Origin of the sequence: Streptomyces sp. HUAS TT11 (genome assembly GCF_051553595.1) — a bacterium.
Taxonomy (GTDB): Bacteria; Actinomycetota; Actinomycetes; order Streptomycetales; family Streptomycetaceae; genus Streptomyces.
The window spans coordinates 5,488,202-5,514,602 of record NZ_CP196184.1; the positions used below are offsets into that span (position 1 = coordinate 5,488,202).

Annotated in this window: 19 protein-coding genes and 3 rRNA genes; 15 read left to right on the forward strand and 7 right to left on the reverse strand. The window is 67.9% G+C overall.

All coding sequences use genetic code 11. The annotated features are described in order from the left end of the window. Nucleotides 1-19 precede the first annotated feature (19 nt). Nucleotides 20-469 (reverse strand): metallopeptidase family protein, encoded by a 450-nt coding sequence (locus ACSHXN_RS24580; RefSeq protein WP_438303705.1) that lies wholly within the window; start codon nt 467-469, stop codon nt 20-22. Between the two features lie 387 nt (nt 470-856). Between ACSHXN_RS24580 and ACSHXN_RS24585 the strand changes: the two genes are divergently transcribed. The 8 genes from ACSHXN_RS24585 to ACSHXN_RS24620 all read left to right on the forward strand — a co-directional run bounded on the left by ACSHXN_RS24585 (nt 857) and on the right by ACSHXN_RS24620 (nt 9,198). Continuing rightward, complete coding sequence (locus ACSHXN_RS24585; RefSeq protein ID WP_059130798.1) at nt 857-1,234, forward strand: DUF3499 domain-containing protein; 378 nt, start codon at nt 857-859, stop codon at nt 1,232-1,234. A gap of 250 nt (nt 1,235-1,484) precedes the next feature. Continuing rightward, a complete protein-coding gene (locus tag ACSHXN_RS24590; protein ID WP_355137707.1) occupies nt 1,485-2,849 on the forward strand; it encodes a phosphomannomutase/phosphoglucomutase in 1,365 nt (454 codons plus the stop codon). 123 nt (nt 2,850-2,972) lie between these two features. Then, nucleotides 2,973-3,143 (forward strand): Trm112 family protein, encoded by a 171-nt coding sequence (locus ACSHXN_RS24595; RefSeq protein WP_079050632.1) that lies wholly within the window; start codon nt 2,973-2,975, stop codon nt 3,141-3,143. Between the two features lie 27 nt (nt 3,144-3,170). Next, the gene (locus tag ACSHXN_RS24600) at nt 3,171-4,298 is read left to right on the forward strand and encodes an SIS domain-containing protein (RefSeq protein ID WP_355137705.1); all 1,128 of its coding nucleotides are present in this window, start codon (nt 3,171-3,173) and stop codon (nt 4,296-4,298) included. A gap of 62 nt (nt 4,299-4,360) precedes the next feature. Next, nucleotides 4,361-5,512, forward strand: a complete 1,152-nt coding sequence (gene manA / locus ACSHXN_RS24605; protein WP_438303706.1) for a mannose-6-phosphate isomerase, class I — start codon at nt 4,361-4,363, stop codon at nt 5,510-5,512. 157 nt (nt 5,513-5,669) lie between these two features. Then, nucleotides 5,670-6,647, forward strand: coding sequence for a cation diffusion facilitator family transporter (locus tag ACSHXN_RS24610; RefSeq protein WP_438303707.1), 978 nt, complete (start codon nt 5,670-5,672; stop codon nt 6,645-6,647). 270 nt (nt 6,648-6,917) lie between these two features. Further along, complete coding sequence (gene ahcY / locus ACSHXN_RS24615; protein ID WP_355137699.1) at nt 6,918-8,375, forward strand: adenosylhomocysteinase; 1,458 nt, start codon at nt 6,918-6,920, stop codon at nt 8,373-8,375. 208 nt (nt 8,376-8,583) lie between these two features. Then, complete coding sequence (locus tag ACSHXN_RS24620; RefSeq protein WP_355137697.1) at nt 8,584-9,198, forward strand: hypothetical protein; 615 nt, start codon at nt 8,584-8,586, stop codon at nt 9,196-9,198. Nucleotides 9,199-9,342: 144 nt separating this feature from the next. Here the strand turns inward: ACSHXN_RS24620 and ACSHXN_RS24625 are convergent, their stop codons facing one another. Next, nucleotides 9,343-10,395, reverse strand: coding sequence for an RDD family protein (locus tag ACSHXN_RS24625; RefSeq protein WP_438303708.1), 1,053 nt, complete (start codon nt 10,393-10,395; stop codon nt 9,343-9,345). A 119-nt stretch (nt 10,396-10,514) separates the two neighbouring features. Between ACSHXN_RS24625 and ACSHXN_RS24630 the strand changes: the two genes are divergently transcribed. The 4 genes from ACSHXN_RS24630 to rrf all read left to right on the forward strand — a co-directional run bounded on the left by ACSHXN_RS24630 (nt 10,515) and on the right by rrf (nt 17,235). Then, the gene (locus ACSHXN_RS24630; RefSeq protein WP_355137693.1) at nt 10,515-11,522 is read left to right on the forward strand and encodes a stage II sporulation protein M; all 1,008 of its coding nucleotides are present in this window, start codon (nt 10,515-10,517) and stop codon (nt 11,520-11,522) included. A 576-nt stretch (nt 11,523-12,098) separates the two neighbouring features. Continuing rightward, nucleotides 12,099-13,622 (forward strand): 16S ribosomal RNA (locus ACSHXN_RS24635). A 304-nt stretch (nt 13,623-13,926) separates the two neighbouring features. Then, a 23S ribosomal RNA gene (locus tag ACSHXN_RS24640) occupies nt 13,927-17,029 on the forward strand. 89 nt (nt 17,030-17,118) lie between these two features. Then, nucleotides 17,119-17,235: ribosomal RNA gene (rrf, locus tag ACSHXN_RS24645) — 5S ribosomal RNA — on the forward strand. Together the 16S, 23S and 5S rRNA genes form the textbook arrangement of a ribosomal RNA operon. A gap of 115 nt (nt 17,236-17,350) precedes the next feature. Here rrf and ACSHXN_RS24650 read toward each other — a convergent pair. The 5 genes from ACSHXN_RS24650 to ACSHXN_RS24670 all read right to left on the reverse strand — a co-directional run bounded on the left by ACSHXN_RS24650 (nt 17,351) and on the right by ACSHXN_RS24670 (nt 23,404). Beyond that, the gene (locus ACSHXN_RS24650; protein WP_355128946.1) at nt 17,351-18,661 is read right to left on the reverse strand and encodes a DUF58 domain-containing protein; all 1,311 of its coding nucleotides are present in this window, start codon (nt 18,659-18,661) and stop codon (nt 17,351-17,353) included. Next, nucleotides 18,661-19,593, reverse strand: coding sequence for an AAA family ATPase (locus ACSHXN_RS24655; protein ID WP_438303709.1), 933 nt, complete (start codon nt 19,591-19,593; stop codon nt 18,661-18,663). Before ACSHXN_RS24655 ends, ACSHXN_RS24650 begins: the two co-directional genes overlap by 1 nt. A 556-nt stretch (nt 19,594-20,149) precedes the next feature. Beyond that, on the reverse strand, nt 20,150-21,340 hold the full coding sequence (locus ACSHXN_RS24660; RefSeq protein WP_355128948.1) for a DUF4350 domain-containing protein: 1,191 nt from the start codon (nt 21,338-21,340) through the stop codon (nt 20,150-20,152). Then, nucleotides 21,337-22,041, reverse strand: a complete 705-nt coding sequence (locus ACSHXN_RS24665) for a DUF4129 domain-containing protein (protein ID WP_355128950.1) — start codon at nt 22,039-22,041, stop codon at nt 21,337-21,339. Before ACSHXN_RS24665 ends, ACSHXN_RS24660 begins: the two co-directional genes overlap by 4 nt. Nucleotides 22,042-22,045: 4 nt before the next feature. Next, nucleotides 22,046-23,404 (reverse strand): glycerophosphoryl diester phosphodiesterase membrane domain-containing protein, encoded by a 1,359-nt coding sequence (locus tag ACSHXN_RS24670; RefSeq protein ID WP_355129357.1) that lies wholly within the window; start codon nt 23,402-23,404, stop codon nt 22,046-22,048. A gap of 141 nt (nt 23,405-23,545) precedes the next feature. On the opposite strand from ACSHXN_RS24670, the gene mtnA reads away from it, so the two are divergent. The 3 genes from mtnA to ACSHXN_RS24685 all read left to right on the forward strand — a co-directional run bounded on the left by mtnA (nt 23,546) and on the right by ACSHXN_RS24685 (nt 26,364). Continuing rightward, nucleotides 23,546-24,688: an S-methyl-5-thioribose-1-phosphate isomerase gene (gene mtnA, locus ACSHXN_RS24675; RefSeq protein ID WP_355128952.1), complete on the forward strand. Its 1,143-nt coding sequence runs from the start codon at nt 23,546-23,548 to the stop codon at nt 24,686-24,688. A gap of 93 nt (nt 24,689-24,781) precedes the next feature. Beyond that, nucleotides 24,782-25,720: a MerR family transcriptional regulator gene (locus ACSHXN_RS24680; protein WP_355128954.1), complete on the forward strand. Its 939-nt coding sequence runs from the start codon at nt 24,782-24,784 to the stop codon at nt 25,718-25,720. A gap of 251 nt (nt 25,721-25,971) precedes the next feature. Next, nucleotides 25,972-26,364 (forward strand): GNAT family N-acetyltransferase, encoded by a 393-nt coding sequence (locus tag ACSHXN_RS24685; RefSeq protein ID WP_356114675.1) that lies wholly within the window; start codon nt 25,972-25,974, stop codon nt 26,362-26,364. Nucleotides 26,365-26,401 lie beyond the last annotated feature (37 nt).

Here is a 26,401-nt window from a genome sequence, read left to right on the forward strand (position 1 = left end):
GCCCCGGTACGGCCCTGGATCAGTCCTCGCCGTAGCGCGGGTCGACCGTCTCCGGGGTCAGCCCGAGCAGCTCCGCCACCTGCTCCACCACGACCTCATGGACCAGGGCGGCGCGCTCGTCGCGGCCCTTCGTCCTGATCTCGACCGGGCGGCGGTAGACGACCACGCGCGCCCGGCGGCCCTCGCGGGCCGGGATCGTGCCCCCGAGCGGGACCGCCTCGTCGTCCCAGGCGCCGGGGGTGCCGTCGAGCCGCGGCACCTCCAGGACGAGGAAGTCGATGTCGGCGAGCTGCGGCCAGTGCCTTTCCAGACGCTCCACGGAGTCCTGCACCAGGTCCGCGAACACCTCGGCGCGGCTCGCCGAGAGGGGAACCTGGGGCGGGGCCACGGGGCCGCGCATGCCTCTGCCGTGACGATCGCGGCGGCGGGGCCCGGGTGCGGCGTCGCGGGGCGTTACAGGGGTGTCCATCACTGTCGAAGCGTAGTCCCAGCGGGGGCGCCGCGCCCTGCCCCACACACCTCGTGGCCCCCCGATGCCGATCTGTCCAACCGGCTCGCCGCGGCCGGGGTCACGAAGGTGTCCCGAGGCGCACCTCGTGTCGCATGATGACCATTCCAGCCAAGCTTGGGCTCGATTCGGTATCTCCCATGGACCGCCGACCTCATGAGAATTGTCGAGGTTTGCACTAAGTGGTGACCGGTTCCCCGGGCGCCCGGCGGCCGCACGCGGCGGGTCCGCGCAGGTCAGACCGTACGAGACGAGAGGGTCTGTGGGCCGCCTCACAGCACGACACGGTGGAGTGACCTGGGGGAGAGTCGTCGCGGCCCGCTCAAGAGTGCGGTACCGTCCAACGTCGTGAGCCCTGTACGTCGCTGTTCGCGCACCGCTTGCGGCCGTCCTGCCGTAGCGACGCTGACGTACGTCTACGCCGACTCGACCGCGGTCCTCGGCCCGCTCGCCACCTACGCCGAACCCCACTGCTACGACCTGTGCGCCGAGCATTCCGAGCGCCTGACCGCACCGCGCGGCTGGGAGGTCGTCCGCCTTCTGGACGGCTCGACCCCGGCCCGCCCCAGCGGCGACGACCTCGAAGCACTCGCCAACGCCGTACGGGAGGCCGCCCGTCCGCAACAGCGCGCGGCCGAGGCGGGCGGCGGCGGTGGCCGTACGGCGGATCCGATGGAGGTCGCGCGGCGCGGCCATCTGCGGGTGCTGCGCTCGCCGGACAACTGACCGGCCCTCGCCCGGCGTTCCGTCTCCGGCGACAGCTCCCCGTGCGCGGTGCCGACCGCGCCGTTCTCCCGTCCCCGCCTCCCCGGGGATTGCGTGTCCCCCGGGTTCCGGTGCCGATGCGCCCCGGTGTCGGGTGAGCCTTGGTGTGAACTCCGTGGGAACTGTTCGCCAGGGAGGCGGACCGCTTCGCCCGGCCCCGGTCCCAGCGGGTAGTTTGGGGCCCATTGTTCAGACCTCAGGAGGGTTGGTCGTGGCTGCTGATCTGTCGCAGATCGTGAAGGCGTATGACGTACGCGGTGTCGTTCCCGACCAGTGGGACGAGTCGCTCGCCGAGCTCTTCGGGGCCGCCTTCGCACAGGTGACCGGTGCGGGAGCCATCGTCGTCGGCCATGACATGCGTCCCTCGTCCCCGGGGCTGTCGCGGGCGTTCGCGCGCGGTGCGGCCGCACGCGGCGTGGACGTGACCGAGATCGGGCTGTGCTCGACGGACCAGCTGTACTACGCGTCGGGGGCGTTCGGGCTGCCGGGCGCGATGTTCACCGCCTCGCACAACCCGGCGAAGTACAACGGCATCAAGATGTGCCGCGCCGGCGCCGCCCCGGTCGGCCAGGACACGGGCCTGACCGAGATCCGCGAACTGGTCGAGCAGTGGCTGGACTCGGGCGCACCGGAGCCCGCGCAGACGCCGGGGGCGATCACACAGCGCGAGACCCTGGACGACTACGCGGCGTACCTGCGCTCCCTCGTCGACCTGACGTCCATCCGCACCCTGAAGGTCGTCGTGGACGCGGGCAACGGCATGGGCGGGCACACCGTGCCCACCGTCTTCGCCGGGCTGCCGATCGACCTGGTCCCCATGTACTTCGAACTGGACGGCACGTTCCCCAACCACGAGGCCAATCCGCTCGACCCGGCCAACATCGTCGACCTGCAGAAGCGGGTACGCGAGGAGGGTGCCGACATCGGCATCGCCTTCGACGGCGACGCCGACCGCTGCTTCGTCGTGGACGGGCAGGGCAACCCGGTCTCCCCGTCCGCGATCACGGCTCTGGTCGCCGCGCGGGAACTCGGCAAGAACGGCGGCAAGGGCACGGTCATCCACAACCTGATCACGTCGTGGTCGGTGCCCGAGGTCGTGCGGGAGCACGGGGGGACGCCGGTCCGCACGCGCGTGGGCCACTCCTTCATCAAGGCGGAGATGGCGCGCACGGGCGCGATCTTCGGCGGCGAGCACTCGGCGCACTACTACTTCAAGGAGTTCTGGAACGCGGACACGGGCATGCTGGCCGCCCTGCACGTGCTCGCGGCGCTGGGCGGCCAGGACCAGCCGCTCTCCCGGCTGGTCGCCGAGTACGACCGTTATGTGGGCTCCGGAGAGATCAACTCCACGGTCGACGACCAGAAGGCCCGCCTCGCGGCGGTCAAGGCGGCCTACCAGGGCGTCGAGGGCCTGGAGTTGGACGAGCTGGACGGACTGACCGTCTCCGCCGCCGACTGGTGGTTCAACGTCCGCCCCTCCAACACCGAACCGCTGCTCCGCCTGAACGCGGAGGCGAAGGACGAGGCGGCCATGGCGAAGATCCGGGACGAGGTACTGGCGATCATCCGCGGCTGACATCCGGGGCCGCCGGCCTCCCCTCCTGCGCGGAAGGGAGGCCGGACCTGCCCAACCACCGCATGCAGGCCCCCGCAGCGGTAGTCTGACCAGGCACAGCGCCTCCGCCCGAAGGGACCTTTCATGCCGCTCGAAGCCGGCCTCCTGGAGATCCTCGCCTGCCCGGCGTGCCACGCCCCCCTCAAGGAGGAGGAGAGCGAGCTGGTCTGCACCTCGCAGGACTGCGGCCTCGCCTACCCGGTGCGGGACGGCATTCCGGTCCTGCTCGTCGACGAGGCCCGCCGCCCCGCGTAACGGCCCGCCGATCGGAGGCTGTCGCCCATGCTGGACGAAACGCTGCTCGACGACCCCGAGGCGCTGGCGCGTGCCGACCGGCGCGCACTGCTGCGCGGCGCCGCCGAGGCCGGTGCGCGCGTGCGTACCGCCGTACGGCACGCCGTCGAGGCGGGGGTCAACGACCTGAAGCCCGACGGCCGTCCCCGCGCCCTCCTCATCGCGGGCCCGGGCACCGCCTCCGTGGGCGTCGCCGAACTGCTCGGCACCCTCGCGGGCGCCGCCTGCCCGGTCACCCGGATCCACCCCACGGGCGTCGCCCCGGCGGCCGGGGCCCTGCGCTGGGACCTCCCCGGCTGGGCGGGCCCCGTGGACCTGCTGCTGATCGCCACGCCCGACGGCACCGAGCCGGGCCTGTCGATCCTCGTCGAGCAGGCCTACCGCCGTGGCTGCACGGTCGTCGCCGTCGCCCCCGACCGCTCGCCGATCACGGACGCGGTGGTCGGTGCCCATGGCCTGTTCGTCCCGATGGCCACCGCCCCGTACGAGCAGGACCAGCCCCTCACCGCGTCCGCGCCGGGTGTGCTCTGGGCCCTGCTCACCCCGCTGCTCGCCCTCCTCGACCGCACCGGGCTGCTGTCCGCTCCGGCCGACGCCCTGGGGAAGGTGGCCGACCGGCTCGACCAGGTCGCCGAGCGCTGCGGTCCGGCCATCGCCACCTACAGCAACCCCGCGAAGAACCTCGCCGCCGAGCTGGCCGAGTCCCTCCCCGTGATCTGGACGGAGGGCGTCTCCGCCGCACCGGCCGGCCAGCGCTTCGCCGCCGCGCTCGCAGAGCTCGCCGGCCGCCCCGCGCTCACCGCACAACTGCCGGAGGCGCTCGGCTCGCACAGCGTCCTGCTGTCCGGCGCACTCGCGGCCGGAGCCGACCCCGACGACTTCTTCCGCGACCGCGTCGAGGAGGCCCAGGCCCTGCACGCCCGCGTGGTGCTCCTGCGTGACCGCCCGATCGGCGGCCTGAGCGCGGCCCCCGCCGCACGCGAACTGGCCCTCAGCCACGACACGGCGATCAGCGAGCTCGAACCCGAGGACGGCAGCGAACTGGAGACCCTCGCCGAGCTGATCGCCATCACCGATTTCGCCGCTGTTTACGTGGCGCTCGCCTCAGGGGCCTGACCTGGGCTCACGCCTGCTGGACCAGCGCCGCCGAACAGTGCACGTACGGAGAAAAGACACCCATGGATCGCCTCGAGAACACCGTCCGCCCCTACGCCTGGGGCTCGACCACCGCCATCCCCCGGCTCCTGGGCGAGGAGCCGACCGGTGAGCCGCAGGCGGAGATGTGGATGGGCGCCCACCCGGGCGCGCCCTCGCGCACCCCGCGCGGCCCCCTGAACGAGGTGATCGACAAGGCGCCGGAGGAGGAGCTGGGCAGCAGAACCGTCGCCCGGTTCGGTCCCCGGCTGCCCTTCCTGCTGAAGATCCTCGCCGCGGGCGCCCCGCTGTCCCTCCAGGTGCATCCCGACCTGGAGCAGGCGAAGGAGGGCTACGCCGATGAGGAGCGCCGCGGCATCCCGGTCGACGCCCCCCACCGCAACTACAAGGACGCCAACCACAAGCCCGAGCTGATCTGCGCGCTCACCGAGTTCGACGGGCTGTGCGGCTTCCGCGCGCCCGACGAGGCCGCCGAGCTGCTCGCGGGCCTCGGCGTGGACTCCCTCAAGCCCTATGTGGACCTGCTGCACGCGCACCCCGAGGAGGACGCCCTGCGGGAGGTCCTCACGGCCGTCCTGAGCGCCGACCCCGAGGCCATGGCCCACACGGTCGGCGAGGCGGCGACCGCCTGCGCCCGCCTCGGCGGTGCCTACGCCCCGTACGCCGACATCGCCCACCACTACCCCGGCGACCCGGGCGTGATCGCGGCCATGCTCCTCAACCATGTGCAGCTCCAGCCCGGCGAGGCCCTGTACCTCGGCGCCGGCGTCCCGCACGCCTACCTCAACGGCCTCGGCGTCGAGATCATGGCCAACTCCGACAACGTCCTGCGCTGCGGACTGACCCCCAAGCACGTCGACGTCCCCGAGCTGCTGCGCATCGTCCGCTTCGAGGCGAGCGACCCGGGCGTGCTGCGCCCGGAGGCGTCCGACGACGGCGAGGAGGTCTACGAGACCCCCATCGACGAGTTCCGCCTCTCCCGGTACGTCCTGGCGGAGGGTGCCGCCCCGCGCGAGCTGACCCGTGCGACCCCTCAGATCCTGCTGTGCACCGCGGGTACCGTTCGCGCCGGGGAACTCCTGCTCGCCGCCGGCCAGTCGGTCTTCGTACCGGCCGGCGAAACGGCCGAGGTGTCCGGCGCCGGCACGGTCTTCCGGGCCACGGTCGTCGCCTGACCCGGGCGGTGGGCCGTCGTCATGCCGGTCCGGCGCAGTGCCGCCCGACCCGGCTGCAACAATGGCCCACCGGCAAAGGACGGGCAAAGCCCAGGGCGGCGTACGCAAGGATGCGAGGGTCCGGGGTGGGACGGCTACGAAGGGACAACGCGAACATATGAGCGCGTCAGGCGGCACCAGGGCGATCGTGGCGGCACTCGGCGCCAACCTCGCGATCGCGGCATCGAAGTTCGTGGCGTTCGCCTTCAGTGGCTCATCGTCGATGCTCGCCGAGGGCGTCCACTCGCTCGCCGACTCCGGAAACCAGTTCCTGCTGCTGATCGGCGGCAAGCGGGCCCAGCGTGAGGCCACCCCGCAGCATCCCTTCGGCTACGGACGCGAGCGCTACATCTACGCCTTCCTCGTCTCGATCGTCCTGTTCACGGTCGGTGGCATGTTCGCCATCTACGAGGGCATCGAGAAGATCAGCCACCCGCACGAGGTCGAGCACTGGTACTGGCCGGTGGGCGTGCTCGTCTTCGCGATCATCGCCGAGGGGTTCTCCTTCCGTACCGCGATAAAGGAATCCAACGAACTGCGCGGCAAGCTGTCCTGGGCGCAGTTCATCCGCCGGGCCAAGGCGCCCGAGCTTCCGGTCGTCCTCCTGGAGGACTTCGGTGCGCTGATCGGTCTGGTCCTCGCCCTCGGCGGTGTCGGTATCTCGCTGCTCACCGGCGACGGCGTCTGGGACGGCATCGGCACCGTCTGTATCGGCGTGCTGCTGGTGCTGATCGCCCTCGTGCTCGCCGCCGAGACCAAGTCGCTGCTCCTGGGTGAGGCCGCGGGCGCAGAGGTGGTCAAGGAGATCGAGGCCGCGATCGTCGACGGCGACACGGTCCCCCGCATCATCCACATGCGCACGCTCCACCTCGGCCCCGAGGAACTGCTGGTGGCCGCCAAGATCGACGTCAAGCACGACGACACGGCGGCGGAGATCGCCTCCGCGATCAACGCCGCCGAGGCCCGCATCCGCGCCGCCGTTCCGATCGCCCGCGTCATCTATCTGGAACCCGACATCTACAGCGAGGCGGAGGCCGCCAAGGGCGCGGATCCCGATGCGACGCCCGGCGGCCCGGGCCAGTCCGCGGGTCACTGAGTCGGCCGCCGTGACGGCACGGGATCCGGACGTCTTTGGAGGCGGACTGGGGAGCCCGGGGCCGCCCGGTGTAGCTTGGGAGCCGAGCCAGACGTCGCTGCTGATGGCGGTCGGGCGGTCCCTCCGGGGACCGGCCGAGGGAGAGAGGGCCTCCGACGGACTGCGCTGCGCGCACGTGGGCATGCCTGTGTCCTCTTCGGGCACCCCTGTGTCCGCCGCCGCGCAGACCAGCCGTACCCACCTCGCCCCAACCCCGAGGAGCAGCTCGTAATGACGACTGTCGACAACCGACAGGACTTCAAGGTCGCCGACCTCTCCCTGGCCGAGTTCGGCCGCAAGGAGATCACCCTCGCCGAGCACGAGATGCCCGGCCTGATGGCGATCCGCAAGGAGTACGCCGAGACGCAGCCGCTGGCCGGCGCCCGCGTCACCGGCTCCCTGCACATGACCGTCCAGACCGCCGTGCTCATCGAGACGCTGGTGGCCCTGGGTGCCCAGGTCCGCTGGGCCTCCTGCAACATCTTCTCCACCCAGGACCACGCGGCCGCCGCCATCGCCGTCGGCCCGAACGGCACCCCCGACAACCCCCAGGGCATCCCCGTCTTCGCCTGGAAGGGCGAGACGCTGGAGGAGTACTGGTGGTGCACCGAGCAGGCGCTGACCTGGCCGGACAGCCCCACCGGCGGCCCGAACATGATCCTCGACGACGGCGGTGACGCCACCCTCCTCGTCCACAAGGGCGTCGAGTACGAGAAGGACGGCAAGGTCCCGGCGATCGACACCGCCGAGTCCGACGAGCACCGCGTCATCCTCCAGCTGCTCCACCGCACCCTGGGCGAGGCCCCCCAGAAGTGGACCCAGCTGGCGTCCGAGATCCGCGGCGTCACCGAGGAGACCACGACCGGCGTCCACCGCCTGTACGAGATGCAGCGCGACGGCGTCCTGCTGTTCCCGGCGATCAACGTCAACGACGCCGTCACCAAGTCGAAGTTCGACAACAAGTACGGCTGCCGCCACTCCCTGATCGACGGCATCAACCGCGCCACCGACGTCCTCATCGGCGGCAAGACCGCCGTCGTCTGCGGCTACGGTGACGTGGGCAAGGGGTGCGCCGAGTCCCTGCGCGGACAGGGCGCCCGTGTGATCGTCACCGAGATCGACCCGATCTGCGCGCTGCAGGCGGCCATGGACGGCTACCAGGTCACGACCCTCGACGAGGTCGTCGACAAGGCCGACATCTTCGTCACCACGACCGGCAACAAGGACATCATCATGGCCGCGGACATGGCCAAGATGAAGCACCAGGCGATCGTCGGCAACATCGGCCACTTCGACAACGAGATCGACATGGCGGGTCTCGCCAAGGTCCCCGGCATCGTCAAGGACGAGGTCAAGCCGCAGGTCCACACCTGGACCTTCCCCGACGGCAAGAAGATCATCGTCCTGTCCGAGGGCCGCCTGCTGAACCTGGGCAACGCCACCGGTCACCCGTCGTTCGTGATGTCCAACTCCTTCGCGGACCAGACGCTGGCCCAGATCGAGCTGTTCACCAAGCCCGACGAGTACCCCACCGGTGTGTACACGCTGCCCAAGCACCTCGACGAGAAGGTCGCCCGGCTCCACCTGGACGCGCTCGGCGTGAAGCTCACCGAGCTCCGCCCCGAGCAGGCGGCGTACATCGGCGTCGACGTCGAAGGCCCCTTCAAGTCGGACCACTACCGCTACTGATCACGGACGCCGCCGGCAGGCGCGCACGCCACCGACCGGCGGTGTGCGCGCACCAGCGACGCGCCACGGGGTGAGCACGTCCGTGCACTGACGCGCCCCACCAGCAGCAGGTACCGAGGCAGGCCCCCGCACCCCCGTGCCGGGGGCCTGCCCCTTTGGTCCGACCAGGCAGACTGGCCGGACCAGCCCGTCACGACCCAGGACGTCCATGCCCCGCGGCCGATATTCGCTTCACGACCCGCACGACCACACCCTCCTCGCCGAGGAACACTTCCACTGCGCGCCCGGCCCGTCCGGATGGCGCTATGTCTCCCAGCTGACGTATCCCTCCGGCGACCACGCCGGCTCCGTCGACCTCGCCCTGGACGAACTCGGCCGTCCCATCCGCCTCGAACTGCACGCCGCGAGCTGGCAGGTACGGGGCGCCGCCCTCGACGGCGTGACCTGGGTCCGCACCGACCCCACCGGCACCCAGGCAACCGAAGGCAACGTCAGCGCCCACGCCTTCACCGGCACGTCTCCGGCCTTCCTCGTCGCCACCGCCCGACTGCTGCGCCTCACCCCCTCGTCCCCCGCGACACGCGTACGCCTCGTCGCCTTCACGGATCCGGTCCTCGCCCCCCGCACCGTGGACCAGTCCTGGGCTCTGGTCGAAAGAGAAACACACGCCACTGACAACGCCCCGCTGATCGTGGACGAATACCAGGTCACGGCCCTGGACACGGGGGAGCGGCACACCGTCCACATCTCCGGCGACGTGGTGCTCGCGGCGCCCGGCATCGAGCTGGAACATCTCGAGTCGCCGCCGTCCGAGTCCATGTGACGGGAAGGGCGCCGCGGCGGTCGGTGAGGGCGGGCGCGGCGGAACCGGGCGCGTCGAGGGCCGGGGCCGGGCACGTCGAGGGCGGGGGCGGGCATACGAACCCCCGAGCCGGGCGACCGGTCCGGGCAACCGCCCGGCGGCCGGCTACGCGGGGGGCGCGAATCCCGTGCCGCGGTGCCCCGACGGATCGGCACGCACCACCGAGGGCTCCCCGTCCCGCGAGGTGTCGGGAGCCGGGGGAACTGGCCCGGGGTGGGCGTACGGCCGGGCCTGTCCCGGTGCCCCGAGCCGGTCGTCACCGGCGGTCGTCCCCGGAGCCGACCAAGGGCACCCCGCGGCCGTGGGCGGCGGCCGATGCTCGCCTCCTGACGAAGGAGCGGGCGCCCACTGCTGAGGCGGCGGGTACCCGCCGTCGACGACGGGGACCGACGGATCTCCGCCGGCTGCCGGGGTCCCGAACGCCCGGCGCGCCTCCCGTACCTGTCGCTCCTGCATGACCGCCGCCAGATACGCCGCCGCGGGAATCCCGTGCGGCGCAGGCGTCCCCGTGTACGCGGTGAGGTCCGAGGCGAGACGTTCCCCCATCGACCAGCCGACCTGCGGATCCAGCTGCTGCATCCGCGTCAGGTACTGCCGGATCGCCAGCCACAGCCCGTCCGGCACCGCCGAGAGGTCCAGCTGGGAGAACCGTCCGGCCAGCCACGGCGGCGGCGGGGGGACGAGGCCCGCGCGTCCCGCAGGAACCCGCTCCCGCACCACCAGCGTGCCCGCGAACACGTCACCGAGGCGTCGGCCCCGCGCGGACACGAGGGAGGCGATGCACGCGATGACCCCGAAGGTCATCAAGATCTCGATCACACCGACCGCGCCCCGGACCAACGCGTGCCGGAACCTGATCGGCCCGCCGTCGTCCCGCACCACCCGCAGCCCGCATGCCAGCTTGCCGAGCGAACGACCGTGGCTGAGCGTCTCCACCGCGATGGGACCGCCCACGAGCAGGAGGACGAAGGTCGCGATCGACAGCGCGGTCTGAGCGGCGTCGTCCAGACCCGATGTGGCCGTGACCAGCCCGATCGTCACGAGGATGTAGACGGTCATCGCCACTGCCAGGTCGAGCAGCACCGCCAGCACCCGGCTCGGCAGCTTCGCAGGGCGCAGTTCCAGCGCCACCGCCTCGCCCGTCACTAGCTCACTCACGCTCGTTGTCCTTCCCCTGGCCTGCCCCGAGGTACGCCAGTCTGCCAAGCTGAGGGCGCATCGCGCCGCAGTACGACAAGCTGACACACAGTACGAGAGGACGAGGAGCAGCCCATCCCATGGACCTCGACGTGTTCGTGTCCACCCACCGCGCCGAGTGGGACCGTCTCGACACCCTGCTCCGACGCCGGCGACGGCTGAACGGAGCCGAGGCGGACGAACTCGTCGTCCTCTACCAGCGCACCGCCACCCATCTCTCCGTGATCCAGTCCAGCGCACCCGACCCGCAGCTCACGGGCCGGCTCAGCCGGCTGGTGGCTCGTGGGCGCAGTGCCGTCACCGGCACACGCCAGGCCTCGTGGCGCGATGTCACCCGGTTCCTCGCCCACGGCTTCCCCGCCGCGGTCTACCGTTCGCGGCACTGGTGGATACCCACGGCACTGATCTCCACGGCGGTGGCGGCGCTCCTCGGCTGGTGGATCGGCACCCACCCCGAGGTCCAGGCGGCGATCGGGGCACCCGCCAACCTGCGCGCCATGACGCGTCCCGGCGGTGAGTACGAGACGTACTACTCCAGCCATCCCGCGGCCTCCTTCGCGGCGCAGGTGTGGACGAACAACGCCCAGGCCACCGCGTTGTGCCTGGTCCTCGGGATCTTCCTGGGGCTTCCGGTCCTGTACATCCTGCTCGAGAACATGCTGAACCTGGGGGTGGGCATCGGCCTGATGTCCTCCGCGGGCCGCCTGGACCACTTCCTGGGCCTCCTCCTTCCCCACGGCCTGCTGGAACTGACGGCGGTCTTCGTGGCCGCCGGAACGGGCCTGCGGCTCGGCTGGACCGTGATCGACCCGGGACCCCGCTCCCGGCGTACCGCGCTCGCCGAGGAAGGCCGGGCGGCCCTGGGCATGGCGATCGGCCTGGCACTGGTCCTGTTCGTGTCGGGAGCCATCGAAGGCTTCGTGACCCCGTCCGGTCTTCCGACCTGGGCCCGCATCGGCATCGGCATCGTCGCCGAGCTGGCCTTCCTCACATACGTCTTCGTCCTCGGCGGCCGGGCGGCACGTGCAGGGGACACCGGCGATCTGGCGGCGGCCGAGCGCAGCGCGACGGTGCCGACGGCGGCGTGAGGCGATCAGCCGGGTGACCGGCGCCGCCGGATGTGCGTCTCCCCGCGTTGGCCTGCTAGTCTCCTCTTCGCCCCACGAGAGCTGTTGACACGGCACGAGTGGGGAGGTAGATTCGAACAGTTGCCTAGAGGTGGCCTGGTCCACCGGCGACAGTGAGCGTCTAGCTGCTTCCGGGGCATCGATCCCGGGAAGCCAATCCCGATGATTCAGAAAAGGTCGCCGGTTAATCGGCTCCGAAAACTCTGATAAAGTCGGGTCCGCCGGAAAGGGAAACGCGAGAGCGTAAACCTGGAAAGCACCGAGGAAATCGGATCGCGAAATGGTCTGATAGAGTCGGAAACACCGAAGGGAAGCGCCCGGAGGAAAGCCCGAGAGGGTGAGTACGAAGGAAGCGTCCGTTCCTTGAGAACTCAACAGCGTGCCAAAAGTCAACGCCAGATATGTTGATACCCCGTCTCCAGCGTCTGCTGGGGCGAGGTTCCTTTGAAATAACACAGCGAGGACGCTGTGGACCGGGGGGATTATTCCTCCTCCTGGTCCCGCTCTCGTGGTGTTCGACCGGATATCCGGTAAACATTCACGGAGAGTTTGATCCTGGCTCAGGACGAACGCTGGCGGCGTGCTTAACACATGCAAGTCGAACGATGAAGCCCTTCGGGGTGGATTAGTGGCGAACGGGTGAGTAACACGTGGGCAATCTGCCCTGCACTCTGGGACAAGCCCTGGAAACGGGGTCTAATACCGGATACGAGCCTCCTGGGCATCTGGGAGGTTGGAAAGCTCCGGCGGTGCAGGATGAGCCCGCGGCCTATCAGCTTGTTGGTGAGGTAACGGCTCACCAAGGCGACGACGGGTAGCCGGCCTGAGAGGGCGACCGGCCACACTGGGACTGAGACACGGCCCAGACTCCTACGGGAGGCAGCAGTGGGGAATATTGCACAATGGGCGCAAGCCTGATGCAGCGACGCCGCGTGAGGGATGACGGCCTTCGGGTTGTAAACCTCTTTCAGCAGGGAAGAAGCGAGAGTGACGGTACCTGCAGAAGAAGCGCCGGCTAACTACGTGCCAGCAGCCGCGGTAATACGTAGGGCGCAAGCGTTGTCCGGAATTATTGGGCGTAAAGAGCTCGTAGGCGGCTTGTCGCGTCGATTGTGAAAGCCCGGGGCTTAACTCCGGGTCTGCAGTCGATACGGGCAGGCTAGAGTGTGGTAGGGGAGATCGGAATTCCTGGTGTAGCGGTGAAATGCGCAGATATCAGGAGGAACACCGGTGGCGAAGGCGGATCTCTGGGCCATTACTGACGCTGAGGAGCGAAAGCGTGGGGAGCGAACAGGATTAGATACCCTGGTAGTCCACGCCGTAAACGGTGGGCACTAGGTGTTGGCGACATTCCACGTCGTCGGTGCCGCAGCTAACGCATTAAGTGCCCCGCCTGGGGAGTACGGCCGCAAGGCTAAAACTCAAAGGAATTGACGGGGGCCCGCACAAGCGGCGGAGCATGTGGCTTAATTCGACGCAACGCGAAGAACCTTACCAAGGCTTGACATACACCGGAAACATCCAGAGATGGGTGCCCCCTTGTGGTCGGTGTACAGGTGGTGCATGGCTGTCGTCAGCTCGTGTCGTGAGATGTTGGGTTAAGTCCCGCAACGAGCGCAACCCTTGTCCCGTGTTGCCAGCAGGCCCTTGTGGTGCTGGGGACTCACGGGAGACCGCCGGGGTCAACTCGGAGGAAGGTGGGGACGACGTCAAGTCATCATGCCCCTTATGTCTTGGGCTGCACACGTGCTACAATGGCCGGTACAATGAGCTGCGATACCGTGAGGTGGAGCGAATCTCAAAAAGCCGGTCTCAGTTCGGATTGGGGTCTGCAACTCGACCCCATGAAGTCGGAGTCGCTAGTAATCGCAGATCAGCATTGCTGCGGTGAATACGTTCCCGGGCCTTGTACACACCGCCCGTCACGTCACGAAAGTCGGTAACACCCGAAGCCGGTGGCCCAACCCCTCGGGGAGGGAGCTGTCGAAGGTGGGACTGGCGATTGGGACGAAGTCGTAACAAGGTAGCCGTACCGGAAGGTGCGGCTGGATCACCTCCTTTCTAAGGAGCACTTCTCACCGACTTCGGTTGGTCAGAGGCCAGTACATCGGCGAACGTTCGATGCTGGTTGCTCATGGGTGGAACGTTGACTATTCGGCACACTTCGGATGGATGAGGGCGTTAGTACTGCTTCGGCGTGGAACGCGGATCTTGTCGGCGAGTGTGTCGGGCACGCTGTTGGGTGTCTGAGGGTGCGGCCGTTTGGTCGTCCTTCGGCGCCGGCCCCAGTGAACTCGGATTTTGGTCCGGGGTGATGGGTGGTTGGTCGTTGTTTGAGAACTGCACAGTGGACGCGAGCATCTGTGGCCAAGTTTTTAAGGGCGCACGGTGGATGCCTTGGCACCAGGAACCGATGAAGGACGTGGGAGGCCGCGATAGTCCCCGGGGAGTCGTCAACCAGGCTTTGATCCGGGGGTTTCCGAATGGGGAAACCCGGCAGTCGTCATGGGCTGTCACCCGCTGCTGAACTCATAGGCAGTGTGGAGGGAACGAGGGGAAGTGAAACATCTCAGTACCCTCAGGAAGAGAAAACAACCGTGATTCCGGGAGTAGTGGCGAGCGAAACCGGATGAGGCCAAACCGTATACGTGTGAGACCCGGCAGGGGTTGCGTGTGCGGGGTTGTGGGTTCTTTCTTCTGCGGTCTGCCGGCCGTGGGACGAGTCAGAAACCGTTGATGTAGACGAAGGACATGCGAAAGGTCCGGCGTAGAGGGTAAGACCCCCGTAGTCGAAACGTCAGCGGCTCGTTTGGAAGATACCCAAGTAGCACGGGGCCCGAGAAATCCCGTGTGAATCTGGCGGGACCACCCGCTAAGCCTAAATATTCCCTGGTGACCGATAGCGGATAGTACCGTGAGGGAATGGTGAAAAGTACCCCGGGAGGGGAGTGAAATAGTACCTGAAACCGTGTGCCTACAAGCCGTGGGAGCACTTTGGTGTGACTGCGTGCCTTTTGAAGAATGAGCCTGCGAGTTTGCGGTGTGTTGCGAGGTTAACCCGTGTGGGGTAGCCGTAGCGAAAGCGAGTCCGAATAGGGCGTTGGAGTAGCACGCTCAAGACCCGAAGCGGAGTGATCTAGCCATGGGCAGGTTGAAGCGGAGGTAAGACTTCGTGGAGGACCGAACCCACCAGGGTTGAAAACCTGGGGGATGACCTGTGGTTAGGGGTGAAAGGCCAATCAAACTCCGTGATAGCTGGTTCTCCCCGAAATGCATTTAGGTGCAGCGTCGTGTGTTTCTTGCCGGAGGTAGAGCACTGGATAGGCGATGGGCCCTACCGGGTTACTGACCTTAGCCAAACTCCGAATGCCGGTAAGTGAGAGCGCGGCAGTGAGACTGTGGGGGATAAGCTCCATGGTCGAGAGGGAAACAGCCCAGAGCATCGACTAAGGCCCCTAAGCGTACGCTAAGTGGGAAAGGATGTGGAGTCGCACAGACAACCAGGAGGTTGGCTTAGAAGCAGCCACCCTTGAAAGAGTGCGTAATAGCTCACTGGTCTAGTGATTCCGCGCCGACAATGTAGCGGGGCTCAAGCGTACCGCCGAAGTCGTGTCATTGCAGCATATAGCCCTAACGGGTGTTGTGATGGGTAGGGGAGCGTCGTCTGCCGGGTGAAGCAGCACCGGAAGGTAGTTGTGGACGGTTGACGAGTGAGAATGCAGGCATGAGTAGCGATTCACACGTGGGAAACGTGTGCGCCGATTGACTAAGGGTTCCTGGGTCAAGCTGATCTGCCCAGGGTAAGTCGGGACCTAAGGCGAGGCCGACAGGCGTAGTCGATGGATAACCGGTTGATATTCCGGTACCCGCTGTGAAGCGTCAAACATCGAGCCCATTAATGCTAAGGCCGTGAAGCCGCCCCGGAGCCTTCGGGCAAAGGGGAGTGGTGGAGCCGCCGGCCCAAGGTGGTAGTAGGTGAGTGATGGGGTGACGCAGGAAGGTAGTCCATCCCGGGCGGTGGTTGTCCCGGGGTAAGGGTGTAGGACGTCAGGTAGGTAAATCCGCCTGGCAATAGTCTGAGACCTGATGCCGAGCCGATTGTGGTGAAGTGGATGATCCTATGCTGTCGAGAAAAGCCTCTAGCGAGTTTCATGGCGGCCCGTACCCTAAACCGACTCAGGTGGTCTGGTAGAGAATACCGAGGCGTTCGGGTGAACTATGGTTAAGGAACTCGGCAAAATGCCCCCGTAACTTCGGGAGAAGGGGGGCCACGCTTGGTGAGAGCATTTGCTGCTCGAGCTGGGGGTGGCCGCAGAGACCAGCGAGAAGCGACTGTTTACTAAAAACACAGGTCCGTGCGAAGCCGTAAGGCGATGTATACGGACTGACGCCTGCCCGGTGCTGGAACGTTAAGGGGACCGGTTAGCTCACTTTCGGGTGGGCGAAGCTGAGAACTTAAGCGCCAGTAAACGGCGGTGGTAACTATAACCATCCTAAGGTAGCGAAATTCCTTGTCGGGTAAGTTCCGACCTGCACGAATGGCGTAACGACTTCTCGACTGTCTCAACCATAGGCCCGGTGAAATTGCACTACGAGTAAAGATGCTCGTTTCGCGCAGCAGGACGGAAAGACCCCGGGACCTTTACTACAGTTTGATATTGGTGTTCGGTTCGGCTTGTGTAGGATAGCTGGGAGACTTTGAAGCTTGGACGCCAGTTCAGGTGGAGTCGTCGTTGAAATACCAGTCTGGTCGTGCTGGATGTCTAACCCGGGTCCGTGATCCGGATCGGGGACAGTGTCTGATGGGTAGTTTAACTGGGGCGGTTGCCTCCTAAAGGGTAACGGAGGCGCCCAAAGGTTCCCTCAGCCTGGTTGGCAATCAGGTGTTGAGTGTAAGTGCACAAGGGAGCTTGACTGTGAGACCGACGGGTCGAGCAGGGACGAAAGTCGGGACTAGTGATCCGGCGGTGGCTTGTGGAAGCGCCGTCGCTCAACGGATAAAAGGTACCCCGGGGATAACAGGCTGATCTTCCCCAAGAGTCCATATCGACGGGATGGTTTGGCACCTCGATGTCGGCTCGTCGCATCCTGGGGCTGGAGTCGGTCCCAAGGGTTGGGCTGTTCGCCCATTAAAGCGGTACGCGAGCTGGGTTTAGAACGTCGTGAGACAGTTCGGTCCCTATCCGCTGTGCGCGTAGGAGTCTTGAGAAGGGCTGTCCCTAGTACGAGAGGACCGGGACGGACGAACCTCTGGTGTGCCAGTTGTTCTGCCAAGGGCATGGCTGGTTGGCTACGTTCGGGAGGGATAACCGCTGAAAGCATCTAAGCGGGAAGCCTGCTTCGAGATGAGGACTCCCACCCACTTGATGGGGTAAGGCTCCCAGTAGACGACTGGGTTGATAGGCCGGATCTGGAAGCACGGTAACGTGTGGAGGTGACCGGTACTAATAGGCCGAGGGCTTGTCCATAGAGGCTCGCGTCCACTGTGTTGGTTCTGAAACCACGAACAGCCCCGCCCGGATTTTTTCGGGTGGTGTGGCGTTCTGTTTCATAGTGTTTCGGTGGTCATAGCGTGAGGGAAACGCCCGGTTACATTCCGAACCCGGAAGCTAAGCCTTTCAGCGCCGATGGTACTGCAGGGGGGACCCTGTGGGAGAGTAGGACACCGCCGAACAAATTGTGAGGGAAACCCCGTACCGTTGGTACGGGGTTTTCCGCATTTCCGGACCATTTTGGTGCCGGGTTTCAGGGGAGTCAGACTCCCCTTCCGCCCCTGATGCGAAATCAGTTCAGAGCCGACCCGCGGCCTTGAGCGCGAGATAGGCGTCCGCGAGTGCCGGCGCCAGCTCCGCGGGAGTCGCGTCCACGACGGTGACCCCCCGGCGGCGCAGCTGCTCGGCCGTCCGTGTGCGTTCCGCCTGGGCCTGGGCCGCCGCTGCCGCCTCGTACACCGCGTCCGTGTCACCCCGGGCCGTCGCCATGCCGGCGATGTGCGGATCGGCCACCGACGCAAGCAGCACCGTGTGGCGCTGAGTGAGTTGCGACAGCACGGGGAGGAGCCCCTCCTCGACGGGTGCCGCGTCGAGGGTGGTCAGGAGAACGATCAGAGAACGGCGTGGCGCGCTGCGGAGAGCGGTGGCCGCGAGACCCCGTGCATCCGTCTCCACGAGTTCCGGCTCCAGTGTCGCCATGGCGTTGACCAGGGACGGCAGGACTTCGCGCGCGGCGCGGCCCTGCACCAGTGCGCGTACCCGGCGGTCGTAGGCGAGAAGGTCCACGCGGTCGCCGGCACGGGACGCCAGGGCGGCCAGCAGCAGTGCCGCGTCCATGGCGGCGTCCAGGCGCGGGGCGTCACCGACCCGTCCGGCCGAGGTGCGGCCCGTGTCCAGGACCAGCAGGATGTGACGGTCCCGCTCCGGGCGCCAGGTGCGTACCGCGACGGTCGACTGGCGCGCTGTCGCACGCCAGTCGATGGAGCGGGTGTCGTCCCCGGGAACGTAGTCGCGCAGACTGTCGAACTCGGTGCCCTCGCCGCGGGTCAACACACTTGTGCGACCGTCCAGTTCGCGGAGGCGGGCCAGCTTGGAAGGAAGGTGCTTGCGGCTGGTGAACGGCGGCAGGACCCGGACCGTCCAGGGGACCTTGTGGGTGCCCTGGCGGGCGAAGAGGCCGAGCGGACCGTAGGAGCGGATCGTGACGCGGTCCGCCTGCCGGTCGCCGCGGCGGGTGGGCCGCAGACGGGTCGTCAGACGACGGCGCTCCCCCGGAGGGACCGTCAGACTGTGGCGGGACGCGGCCTTCTCGGTCCCCCGTTCCCAACTGCTGGGCGGCCAGGCGTCCCGCACCCTGGCCCGCAGCGGGCGGCCCGAGGGGTTGGTGACGGTCAGCGTCACGTCGACGGATTCGCCCAGACGTACCGATGTGTCGCCGGAGCGGGTCAGACCGAGCCGGCGCACCGGTGCGGCCAGCGCGAAGTCGCAGGCGCACGCCAGTGCGAGCGGGGCGTTGACGGCGAGGATGCCCGTCCAGCCCGGTTCCCAGATGCCTACCGGGAGGGTGCCCAGTGCCGCAAGCAGGGCGGCGCGTCCGGTGAGCGCCATCAGCGGGGCACGGGAACGTGGGTGAGGATCGCGTTGATGATCGAGTCGGCGGTCACGCCCTCCATCTCCGCCTCCGGGCGCAGCTGGATCCGGTGACGGAGCGTCGGGAGGGCCAAGGCCTTCACGTCGTCCGGGGTGACGTAGTCACGGCCCGTCAGCCAGGCCCAGGCGCGTGCGGTGGACAGCAGCGCCGTCGCGCCTCGGGGCGACACCCCGAGGGTGAGGGACGGGGACTCTCGGGTGGCGCGGCAGATGTCCACGACGTAGGCGGCGATTTCCGGGGAGACCGTCGTCTTCGCGACGGCGGCGCGTGCGGCCTCGAGATCGGCCGGGCCCGCCACGGGGCGTACGCCGGCGGCGTGCAGATCACGGGGGTTGAAGCCCGCGGCGTGCCGGGTGACGACGTCGATCTCGTCCTGCCGGGAGGGCAGCGGCACGGTCAGCTTGAGCAGGAAGCGGTCCAGCTGGGCTTCCGGCAGCGGATACGTGCCCTCGTACTCGACGGGGTTCTGCGTCGCCGCCACCAGGAACGGCTCCGGGAGGGGGCGCGCGGTGCCGTCGACCGTGACCTGGCGCTCCTCCATCGCTTCCAGGAGGGACGACTGGGTTTTCGGCGGCGTGCGGTTGATCTCGTCGGCGAGCAGCAGGTTGGTGAAGACCGGCCCGGGCTGGAACGAGAACTCGGCGGTCCTGGCGTCGTAGACGAGGGAGCCCGTGATGTCGCTCGGCATCAGGTCGGGCGTGAACTGGACGCGCTTGGTCTCGATTTCGAGGGCGGACGCGAGGGCACGGACGAGCAGCGTCTTGGCGACTCCGGGCACTCCCTCGAGGAGGACGTGGCCACGGCACAGGAGTGCGACGACGAGACCGGTCACGGCGGGGTCCTGGCCGACCACGGCTTTGGCGATCTCGGCGCGCAGGGCCTCCAGCAAAAAAAAAAAAAAAAAAAAAAAAAAAAAAAAAAAAAAAAAAAAAAAAAAAAAAAAAAAAAAAAAAAAAAAAAAAAAAAAAAAAAAAAAAAAAAAAAAAAAAAAAAAAAAAAAAAAAAAAAAAAAAAAAAAAAAAAAAAAAAAAAAAAAAAAAAAAAAAAAAAAAAAAAAAAAAAAAAAAAAAAAAAAAAAAAAAAAAAAAAAAAAAAAAAAAAAAAAAAAAAAAAAAAAAAAAAAAAAAAAAAAAAAAAAAAAAAAAAAAAAAAAAAAAAAAAAAAAAAAAAAAAAAAAAAAAAAAAAAAAAAAAAAAAAAAAAAAAAAAAAAAAAAAAAAAAAAAAAAAAAAAAAAAAAAAAAAAAAAAAAAAAAAAAAAAAAAAAAAAAAAAAAAAAAAAAAAAAAAAAAAAAAAAAAAAAAAAAAAAAAAAAAAAAAAAAAAAAAAAAAAAAAAAAAAAAAAAAAAAAAAAAAAAAAAAAAAAAAAAAAAAAAAAAAAAAAAAAAAGAGGCGCGGGCCGTGCCCGCGTCCCCTGTGTACCCGGCGTTGTCAGTGGTCGGGTCCATCATGGACGGCGTACCTCACTTTCGAGGGCGTCGAGTTGGTCGGCGAGGGAGATCAGGGCCGCGTCGTCGCCGGGCGGCGGGCCGAAGAGCAGGGAGTGCAAGGACGGTCCGTCGCCGTGGAGGTGAGCGGACAGCGCGGGGAGCAGGACCTCAGGCGTGTGCGCCTGGGAGAGCGGGACGCCCACGAGAGGGGCGAGGCGGGCGCGGGTGGCGGAGCGCAGGGCGGTGGCCGCGCGGTCGCGGGCATTCGCCTTGCGGTAGAGGCGGGCGCGGCCTTCGACGGCTTCGGAGGCGCGGATCGCCACGGGGAGTTTCTCGGGGACCAGCGGGCCGAGTCGGCGTGCCCGCCAGAGAGCGGCCAGGGCCGCGGCGACGAACAACTGCAGCGTGCCCCAGAGCCAGCCCGAGGGCAGCAGGTCGAAGAAGCTCTTGCGCCCGGAATCCGTGGCCGAGGGGTCGGAGAACGAGGGGAGGTACCAGACCACATGCGGGCGGGAACCGAGCAGTTGGAGGGCGAGCGAAGCGTTGCCCTCCTCGTCGAGACGGTTGTTGTAGAGGATGTCCGGCGATCCGAGGACGACGGTGTCGCCGCCCCCCGAGGCGGCCGGGAGGCGCACCAGAGTGGGCAGCCCTTCGCTGGGGTAGCAGGTGTCGGCGCCGACCGCGATCGTTTCGTAGCGGACTCCGCCCGTGTCGGCGGTGCCCGCTCGCCGGGCCGCGGGCAGTGCGCAGTCCGGTTCCAGCGTCGAGGCGAAGGCGACGGCGGGGTCGGGCGAGATCCCGGGGGCGAGCGTGCGGACCGAGGCCGTGGGGGTGACGAGGACCGTTCGGCCGCCGGAGCCCTCCATCGCCTCGTGTACCAGTCGCTGTTGACGGCTCGTCAACTGATCGGGCACGGCGACCAGGAGCGTGGTGTCGGCGCCGGCCGCGTCGCGCGCCTCGGCGAGGGTGGTGACGACGCGGGTGGACACCCCCCGGTCGGCGAGCAGGGCGGCGACGGCCCGGCTGCCGTACGGGTCGGTGGACCGGGGGTCCAGGCGGCCGTGATGGGCGTCGGAGCGGACGACGGCGATCACGACCGCGCCGACCAGGAGCAGCACGACGGCGAGCAGGACACCGCGGGCCCGGGTCCACACCTGACGGGTGGTCGGCGAGGCCGAGGTGGACGCGGGTGGGGCCTCGACGGTCATCCGGCGGCTCCCTGGCGGGCGTCGAGGGCCGTGGCGGCGAGCGCGGGCCGGGTGCGCTCGAGGTCGGCGTCGAGGTCGGCGAGCCGGCCGTACGTTCCTTCGCCGGCGGCCCGTCCGCCGTACGTGACGTCGTCGAAGTCGCGGGCCGCGGCGCGCAGCCGGTCTGCCTGGCCGGGCAGGGTGCGGCCGGCCTCGGAGGCGGCTTCGTCGGCGGTGCGGCCGGGCCGTACGTCGAGCAGGGCGCGTTCCTCCAGGGAGCGAACGATGGCGCGCATGCGTTCCTGGACGGCCTGGCTCCAGTGGCCCTGGGCGGCATGCGCCTCGGCGGCCGCGCGATGTTCGGCGGCACTGCGGGGCCGGTCGTCGAAGAGCGTCGCGGAGGCCGTGGGTGTGCGCTGTGGGGTGCCCAGGCGCCACCACAGGGCCCCGAGGACCGCCAGCACCGCCAGGACGATGACGACCAGGCCCAGCGTTCCACCGGGCGTCGCGGTCGAGGCGGCGGTGAAGAGCCGTTCGACCCAGTCCCAGAAGGCGTTCAGAGCACGCTGCAGCAGCCCCGGGTCGTTCTCGTGGTACATCCGCTTGGCCAGCTCACGCCGGGCCGCCTCCCGCGCCGGATCCCGTGGGATCGTCACCGGTGGCTCGTCGCCCGAGCGCCACAGCACCGGCACGACGTTGAGCACTCCCCCCGTCGGGCTCACCGCATCAGCTCCCGGGGGTGGCGCCGGGGGCCGCGGAGCCGTGCTCCGGGACGCCGGCCGCACGGGCCAGGTCGAGGTCGAGGGCCTCGCGCCGGATGCGCTGGTCGATGTAGAGCAGCACGGTCACGCCCGCGGTGATCGGGAAGGAGAGCGTACGCCCGATCACCGAGCCGATCCCGCTGACGATGAGGAACGTCCAGCCGATGCCCGTGTCGGTGCCGTCGAGGAAGCCGCCGAAGCCGCCGCCGCCGAGCGCGCCGGCGAGGATGGCGAAGGGGACCACGACGAGCGACGACACGATGCTCGCGATGATCTGGGCGAGCACCTGTATGCCGGTGACCCGCCACCAGGAACCGCGCACCAGCTTCGCGGAGCGGCTCATCGACTTGCGGATGCTCTGCTTCTCCAGCATCAGCGCGGGCGAGGCGAGCGAGAAGCGCATGACGAGCCACAGGGCGACCACACCGCCGGCGACTCCGCCGACGACGGCCAGCGTCACGCCCGCGGGCACCGACGCGGTGACCGCGACGATGATGCCCGGCAGTGCGCCCACGGCGATGATGACGACGGCGATGAGCGGCAGCAGCAGTGTCAGGCCCAGCAGCCGCAGCAACTGCGGGCGGGCGTCCCGCCAGGCCTCCGCGGTGGTCACCGCCCTGCCGAGGACGGCTCGGCTGGTGACGGTGGTGAGCAGGGCCGTGGCGATGATCGTCCCGAGCAGGGCGATGATCGAGACGACGGCGGAACTCACCAGCACGCCGCCCAGAGTGCGGCTCACCTCGCTGAAGGAGGCGTTGGGGTCGTTGAGGGTGTCCGTGGTGGCGCTGTCGTTCAGGACGAGCTTCTGCAGCAGGATGACCAGCGTCTCCGTGAGCACGGCGACGGCCAGCGAAATGCCGAGCACCGTGCGCCAGTGGGTGCGCATGGTCGAGACGGCACCGTCGAGGATCTCGCCGACGCCGAGCGGGCGCAGCGGTATCACGCCGGGCTTGGCGGCGGGGGGCGGACCCCAGTTGCCTCCCCAGGCCCCGTGGCCGCCGCCGTAGCCCTGCTGGGGACCGCCCCAGCCGCCGTATCCGCCGCCCTGGCCTCCGTAGCCGCCGGGAGCGGCGGGCGGGTAGCCGCCCCAGCCCGGGCCGGGGGGCGGCGGCGGAGGCGCCTGGCCGGCCCCCTGGGGCTGGCCCTGAGGCTGGGGAGCGGTCCACTGGGCGGGCGGGGGCTGCTCCTTGGACCAGTTCGGGCCGTGCGGCTGATCGCCGCCCTGGTCCGAGGGCTGCCTCGGGGGCTGCGCGCCGGAGGCGTCCGGCTGCTGCCCGTCGGAGGGGGCGGATCCGGGCGAGGCCCAGCCCGGAGTGTCTTCCATCATCGCTCCTTCACGGTGCCCGTCCGCGGGGCGCGGCGGCCGGTAGGCAGCCATCGTGCCACGCTGCGTTCGTCAGGGGACCGGGGGGAGAGCCCGCTGTATACCTTCAATTGTCGGCAGGGTACGGGGCAGACTGACCGCATGGCTGATCAGTACGCGCAATTCGGCGAGGACAAGCAGTCGGCGGGGATACCCGTGATCCGCTGGGACGAGCCGCCCGAGGGGCCCGTGCTGGTGCTTCTCGATCAGAGAAGGCTGCCCACGGACGAGGTCGAACTCGTATGCACGGATGCGCCCGCCCTGGTGGAGGCGATCCGCACGCTCGCGGTCCGCGGTGCACCGCTGCTCGGGATCGCCGGGGCGTACGGGGTCGCGCTGGCCGCGGTACGCGGCTTCGACGTGGACGAGGCCGCCGCCGCGCTGGCGGGCGCGCGGCCCACCGCGGTGAACCTGGCCGTCGGCGTGCGCAGGGCCCGTGAGGCGTACCGGGCGGTGCTCGCCGACGGTGGTGGCCGGGAGGAGGCCGCCGCAGCGGCGCTCACCGCGGCCAGGGCACTGCACCGCGAGGACGCCGAGGCCAGCGCCCGGATGGCGCGGCACGGCATGGCCCTGCTGGACGAGCTGCTGCCGGGCGGCGGGCACCGGGTGCTCACGCACTGCAACTCCGGAGCACTGGTGTCCGGCGGTGAGGGCACGGCGTTCGCGGTGGCGCTCGAGGCGCATCGCGCGGGCCGGCTGCGCAGGCTCTGGGTGGACGAGACGCGTCCTTTGCTGCAAGGCGCTCGCTTGACGGCGTACGAGGCGGCCCGCAACGGGATGGCGTACACCTTGCTCACGGACAACGCGGCGGGCTCGCTGTTCGCGGCCGGGGAGGTGGACGCCGTACTGATCGGGGCGGACCGGATCGCCGCCGACGGTTCGGTGGCGAACAAGGTCGGGAGCTATCCGCTCGCGGTGCTGGCCCGCTATCACCATGTGCCGTTCATCGTGGTGGCGCCCGTGACGACCGTGGATCCGGATACGCCGGACGGGGCGTCCATCGAGGTCGAGCAGCGGGCCGCACACGAGGTGACGGAAGTCGCCGCACCCCGGGCGCCGATGGCGGGAGCCGAAGCGGGAGGCGGGATACCGGTGGCACCGCTGGGGACCCAGGCGTACAACCCGGCCTTCGACGTGACGCCTCCCGAACTGGTGACGGCGATCGTCACCGAAGAGGGTGTCGTGTCGCCCGTGACCTCGGAGGCACTGGCCGCGCTGCGGGACGGTGCACGTCAGACGCTCTGAGTGACAGGGCTCGCGGGTCCGGCCCCCAGTGATCGGCCGTCGGCAGACGGATGGGCTTGAGTCTCCCGTGAGGGGAGACGCCAAGGTGGGGGCATGGACGGCGACACGCTCTACTCGATCGGTGAACTGGCCCGGCGGACCGGCCTGACGGTCAAGACGATCCGGTTCTACTCCGATCGCGGAATCGTGCCGCCCACGGACCGCAGCCCGGCCGGCTACCGCCGCTACAACGTCGACGCCGTCGCGCGCCTGGACCTGGTACGGACCCTGCGGGACCTGGGGCTGGACCTGCCCACGATCCGCAGAATCGTGGAGCGGGAGCTCGCGCTTCCCGAGGTCGCCGCGGCACACGCCGGAGCTCTGGCCGTACAGATCCGCGTGCTGCGCCTGCGGCATGCGCTGCTGACGGCGGTGGCCGAGCGGGGACTGACCGCTGAGGAGACGGATCTCATGCACACACTGGCCCAGCTCTCCGACGACGAGCGTCGGCGTCTGATCGGGGATTTCCTCGATGCCGCCTTCGGTGGTCTCGGCGCAGGCTCCGCGTTCGCGGGAGTCAGGCGCTCGATGACACCCGAGATACCCGACAGTCCCGAGCCGGAGCAGGTGCGGGCGTGGGTGGAGTGGGCCGAACTGGCCATGGACCCGGATTTCCGCGCCGGCATGCGGCGGATGGCCGAGGAGCATGCGGCCGAACAGGCACGGGGCGACACCACTACCCCGCGCCGCGGCCTCGCCGCCGTCGTCCGTGACCGGGTCGGCCCCGCCCTGGCGGCAGGTATCGATCCCGCCTCCCGCCGAGCCGATCCGATCGTCGCGGCACTGGCGGCTCACCAGGCGCATGTCCTCGGCCGCCCCGACGACGCCGAGCTGCGCCGCCTGCTGCTGGCCCGGCTGGAGAGCGTGAGCGACCCGCGCCGGGATCGGCACCTCGAGCTGCTGGCGGTGATCAACGGCTGGCCTGCCCCGGAGAGCCTGGCACCGGCGCTCAGGTGGTCGGTCCAGGCCGTGCGGGTCCGCATGGAGCGGTGAGGGGCCGGGACCGTCGGCGGTGGGGCGGAACGCCGGCGCATACGATCCGCCGGTGGACGGCTCCGTCATCCTGCATGCGGGCGCCCTGCCGTCCGCTCCCGCCCGCGTCCTCCGCCCCTGACGCACGGATGAGGTCGTCGCCCTCGTCGAAGTGTTCCGGGACCCCGTACTGCGCCACCGGACCAGTTCGGTCGTGGAGAACGAGGCCGATACCGACGGTGTGGGCGCGGGGCCAGGAGCGGGGCCGGCCGGTGGGGGACCGGTTCGCTATCGCGGTCCTCGAGGCGCAGTCCGATGCGGCCGACGGGCAGGTGGTGGGCCATGTGGTCCTCAAGGAAGCCGCTGCCTGCCGGCCGTCGGCCGAGGTGGGCTGCTGGACCGCGGCACACGCCCGGGGGCGGGGGGCGCGGCCGCGCGCTCCGGAGGCTGTTTCCGGCCGGGCCTTCGACGCCCTGGGAGCCGACGGGCCGGAGCGTCTGAAGCTGCTGCACCAGGTGGACAACCCGGCCTCGTGCCGCGTGGCGCCCAAGATCGGACACGGACTCGACAGCTTCCTGCCCGCGGCGCCGCCCTTGCTTCCCCGCGAGGGTCATCCGCACATACGGCGCAGTGGTGACGGTGCGCCGTACCGGTGCCGCCCCTGATCAGGAGCAGATACGGCGGCCGTACCTGTCCGCGAAG

Coding starts and splice junctions, on each gene's coding strand:
- ACSHXN_RS24580 (WP_438303705.1), bottom strand. CDS start 469: ATGGACACCCCTGTAACGCCCCGCGACGCCGCACCCGGGCCCCGCCGC.
- ACSHXN_RS24595 (WP_079050632.1), top strand. CDS start 2,973: ATGCCGCTCGAAGCCGGCCTCCTGGAGATCCTCGCCTGCCCGGCGTGC.
- ACSHXN_RS24600 (WP_355137705.1), top strand. CDS start 3,171: ATGCTGGACGAAACGCTGCTCGACGACCCCGAGGCGCTGGCGCGTGCC.
- manA (WP_438303706.1), top strand. CDS start 4,361: ATGGATCGCCTCGAGAACACCGTCCGCCCCTACGCCTGGGGCTCGACC.
- ACSHXN_RS24610 (WP_438303707.1), top strand. CDS start 5,670: ATGAGCGCGTCAGGCGGCACCAGGGCGATCGTGGCGGCACTCGGCGCC.
- ahcY (WP_355137699.1), top strand. CDS start 6,918: ATGACGACTGTCGACAACCGACAGGACTTCAAGGTCGCCGACCTCTCC.
- ACSHXN_RS24620 (WP_355137697.1), top strand. CDS start 8,584: ATGCCCCGCGGCCGATATTCGCTTCACGACCCGCACGACCACACCCTC.
- ACSHXN_RS24630 (WP_355137693.1), top strand. CDS start 10,515: ATGGACCTCGACGTGTTCGTGTCCACCCACCGCGCCGAGTGGGACCGT.
- ACSHXN_RS24650 (WP_355128946.1), bottom strand. CDS start 18,661: ATGGCGCTCACCGGACGCGCCGCCCTGCTTGCGGCACTGGGCACCCTC.
- ACSHXN_RS24660 (WP_355128948.1), bottom strand. CDS start 21,340: ATGACCGTCGAGGCCCCACCCGCGTCCACCTCGGCCTCGCCGACCACC.
- ACSHXN_RS24670 (WP_355129357.1), bottom strand. CDS start 23,404: ATGGAAGACACTCCGGGCTGGGCCTCGCCCGGATCCGCCCCCTCCGAC.
- mtnA (WP_355128952.1), top strand. CDS start 23,546: ATGGCTGATCAGTACGCGCAATTCGGCGAGGACAAGCAGTCGGCGGGG.
- ACSHXN_RS24680 (WP_355128954.1), top strand. CDS start 24,782: ATGGACGGCGACACGCTCTACTCGATCGGTGAACTGGCCCGGCGGACC.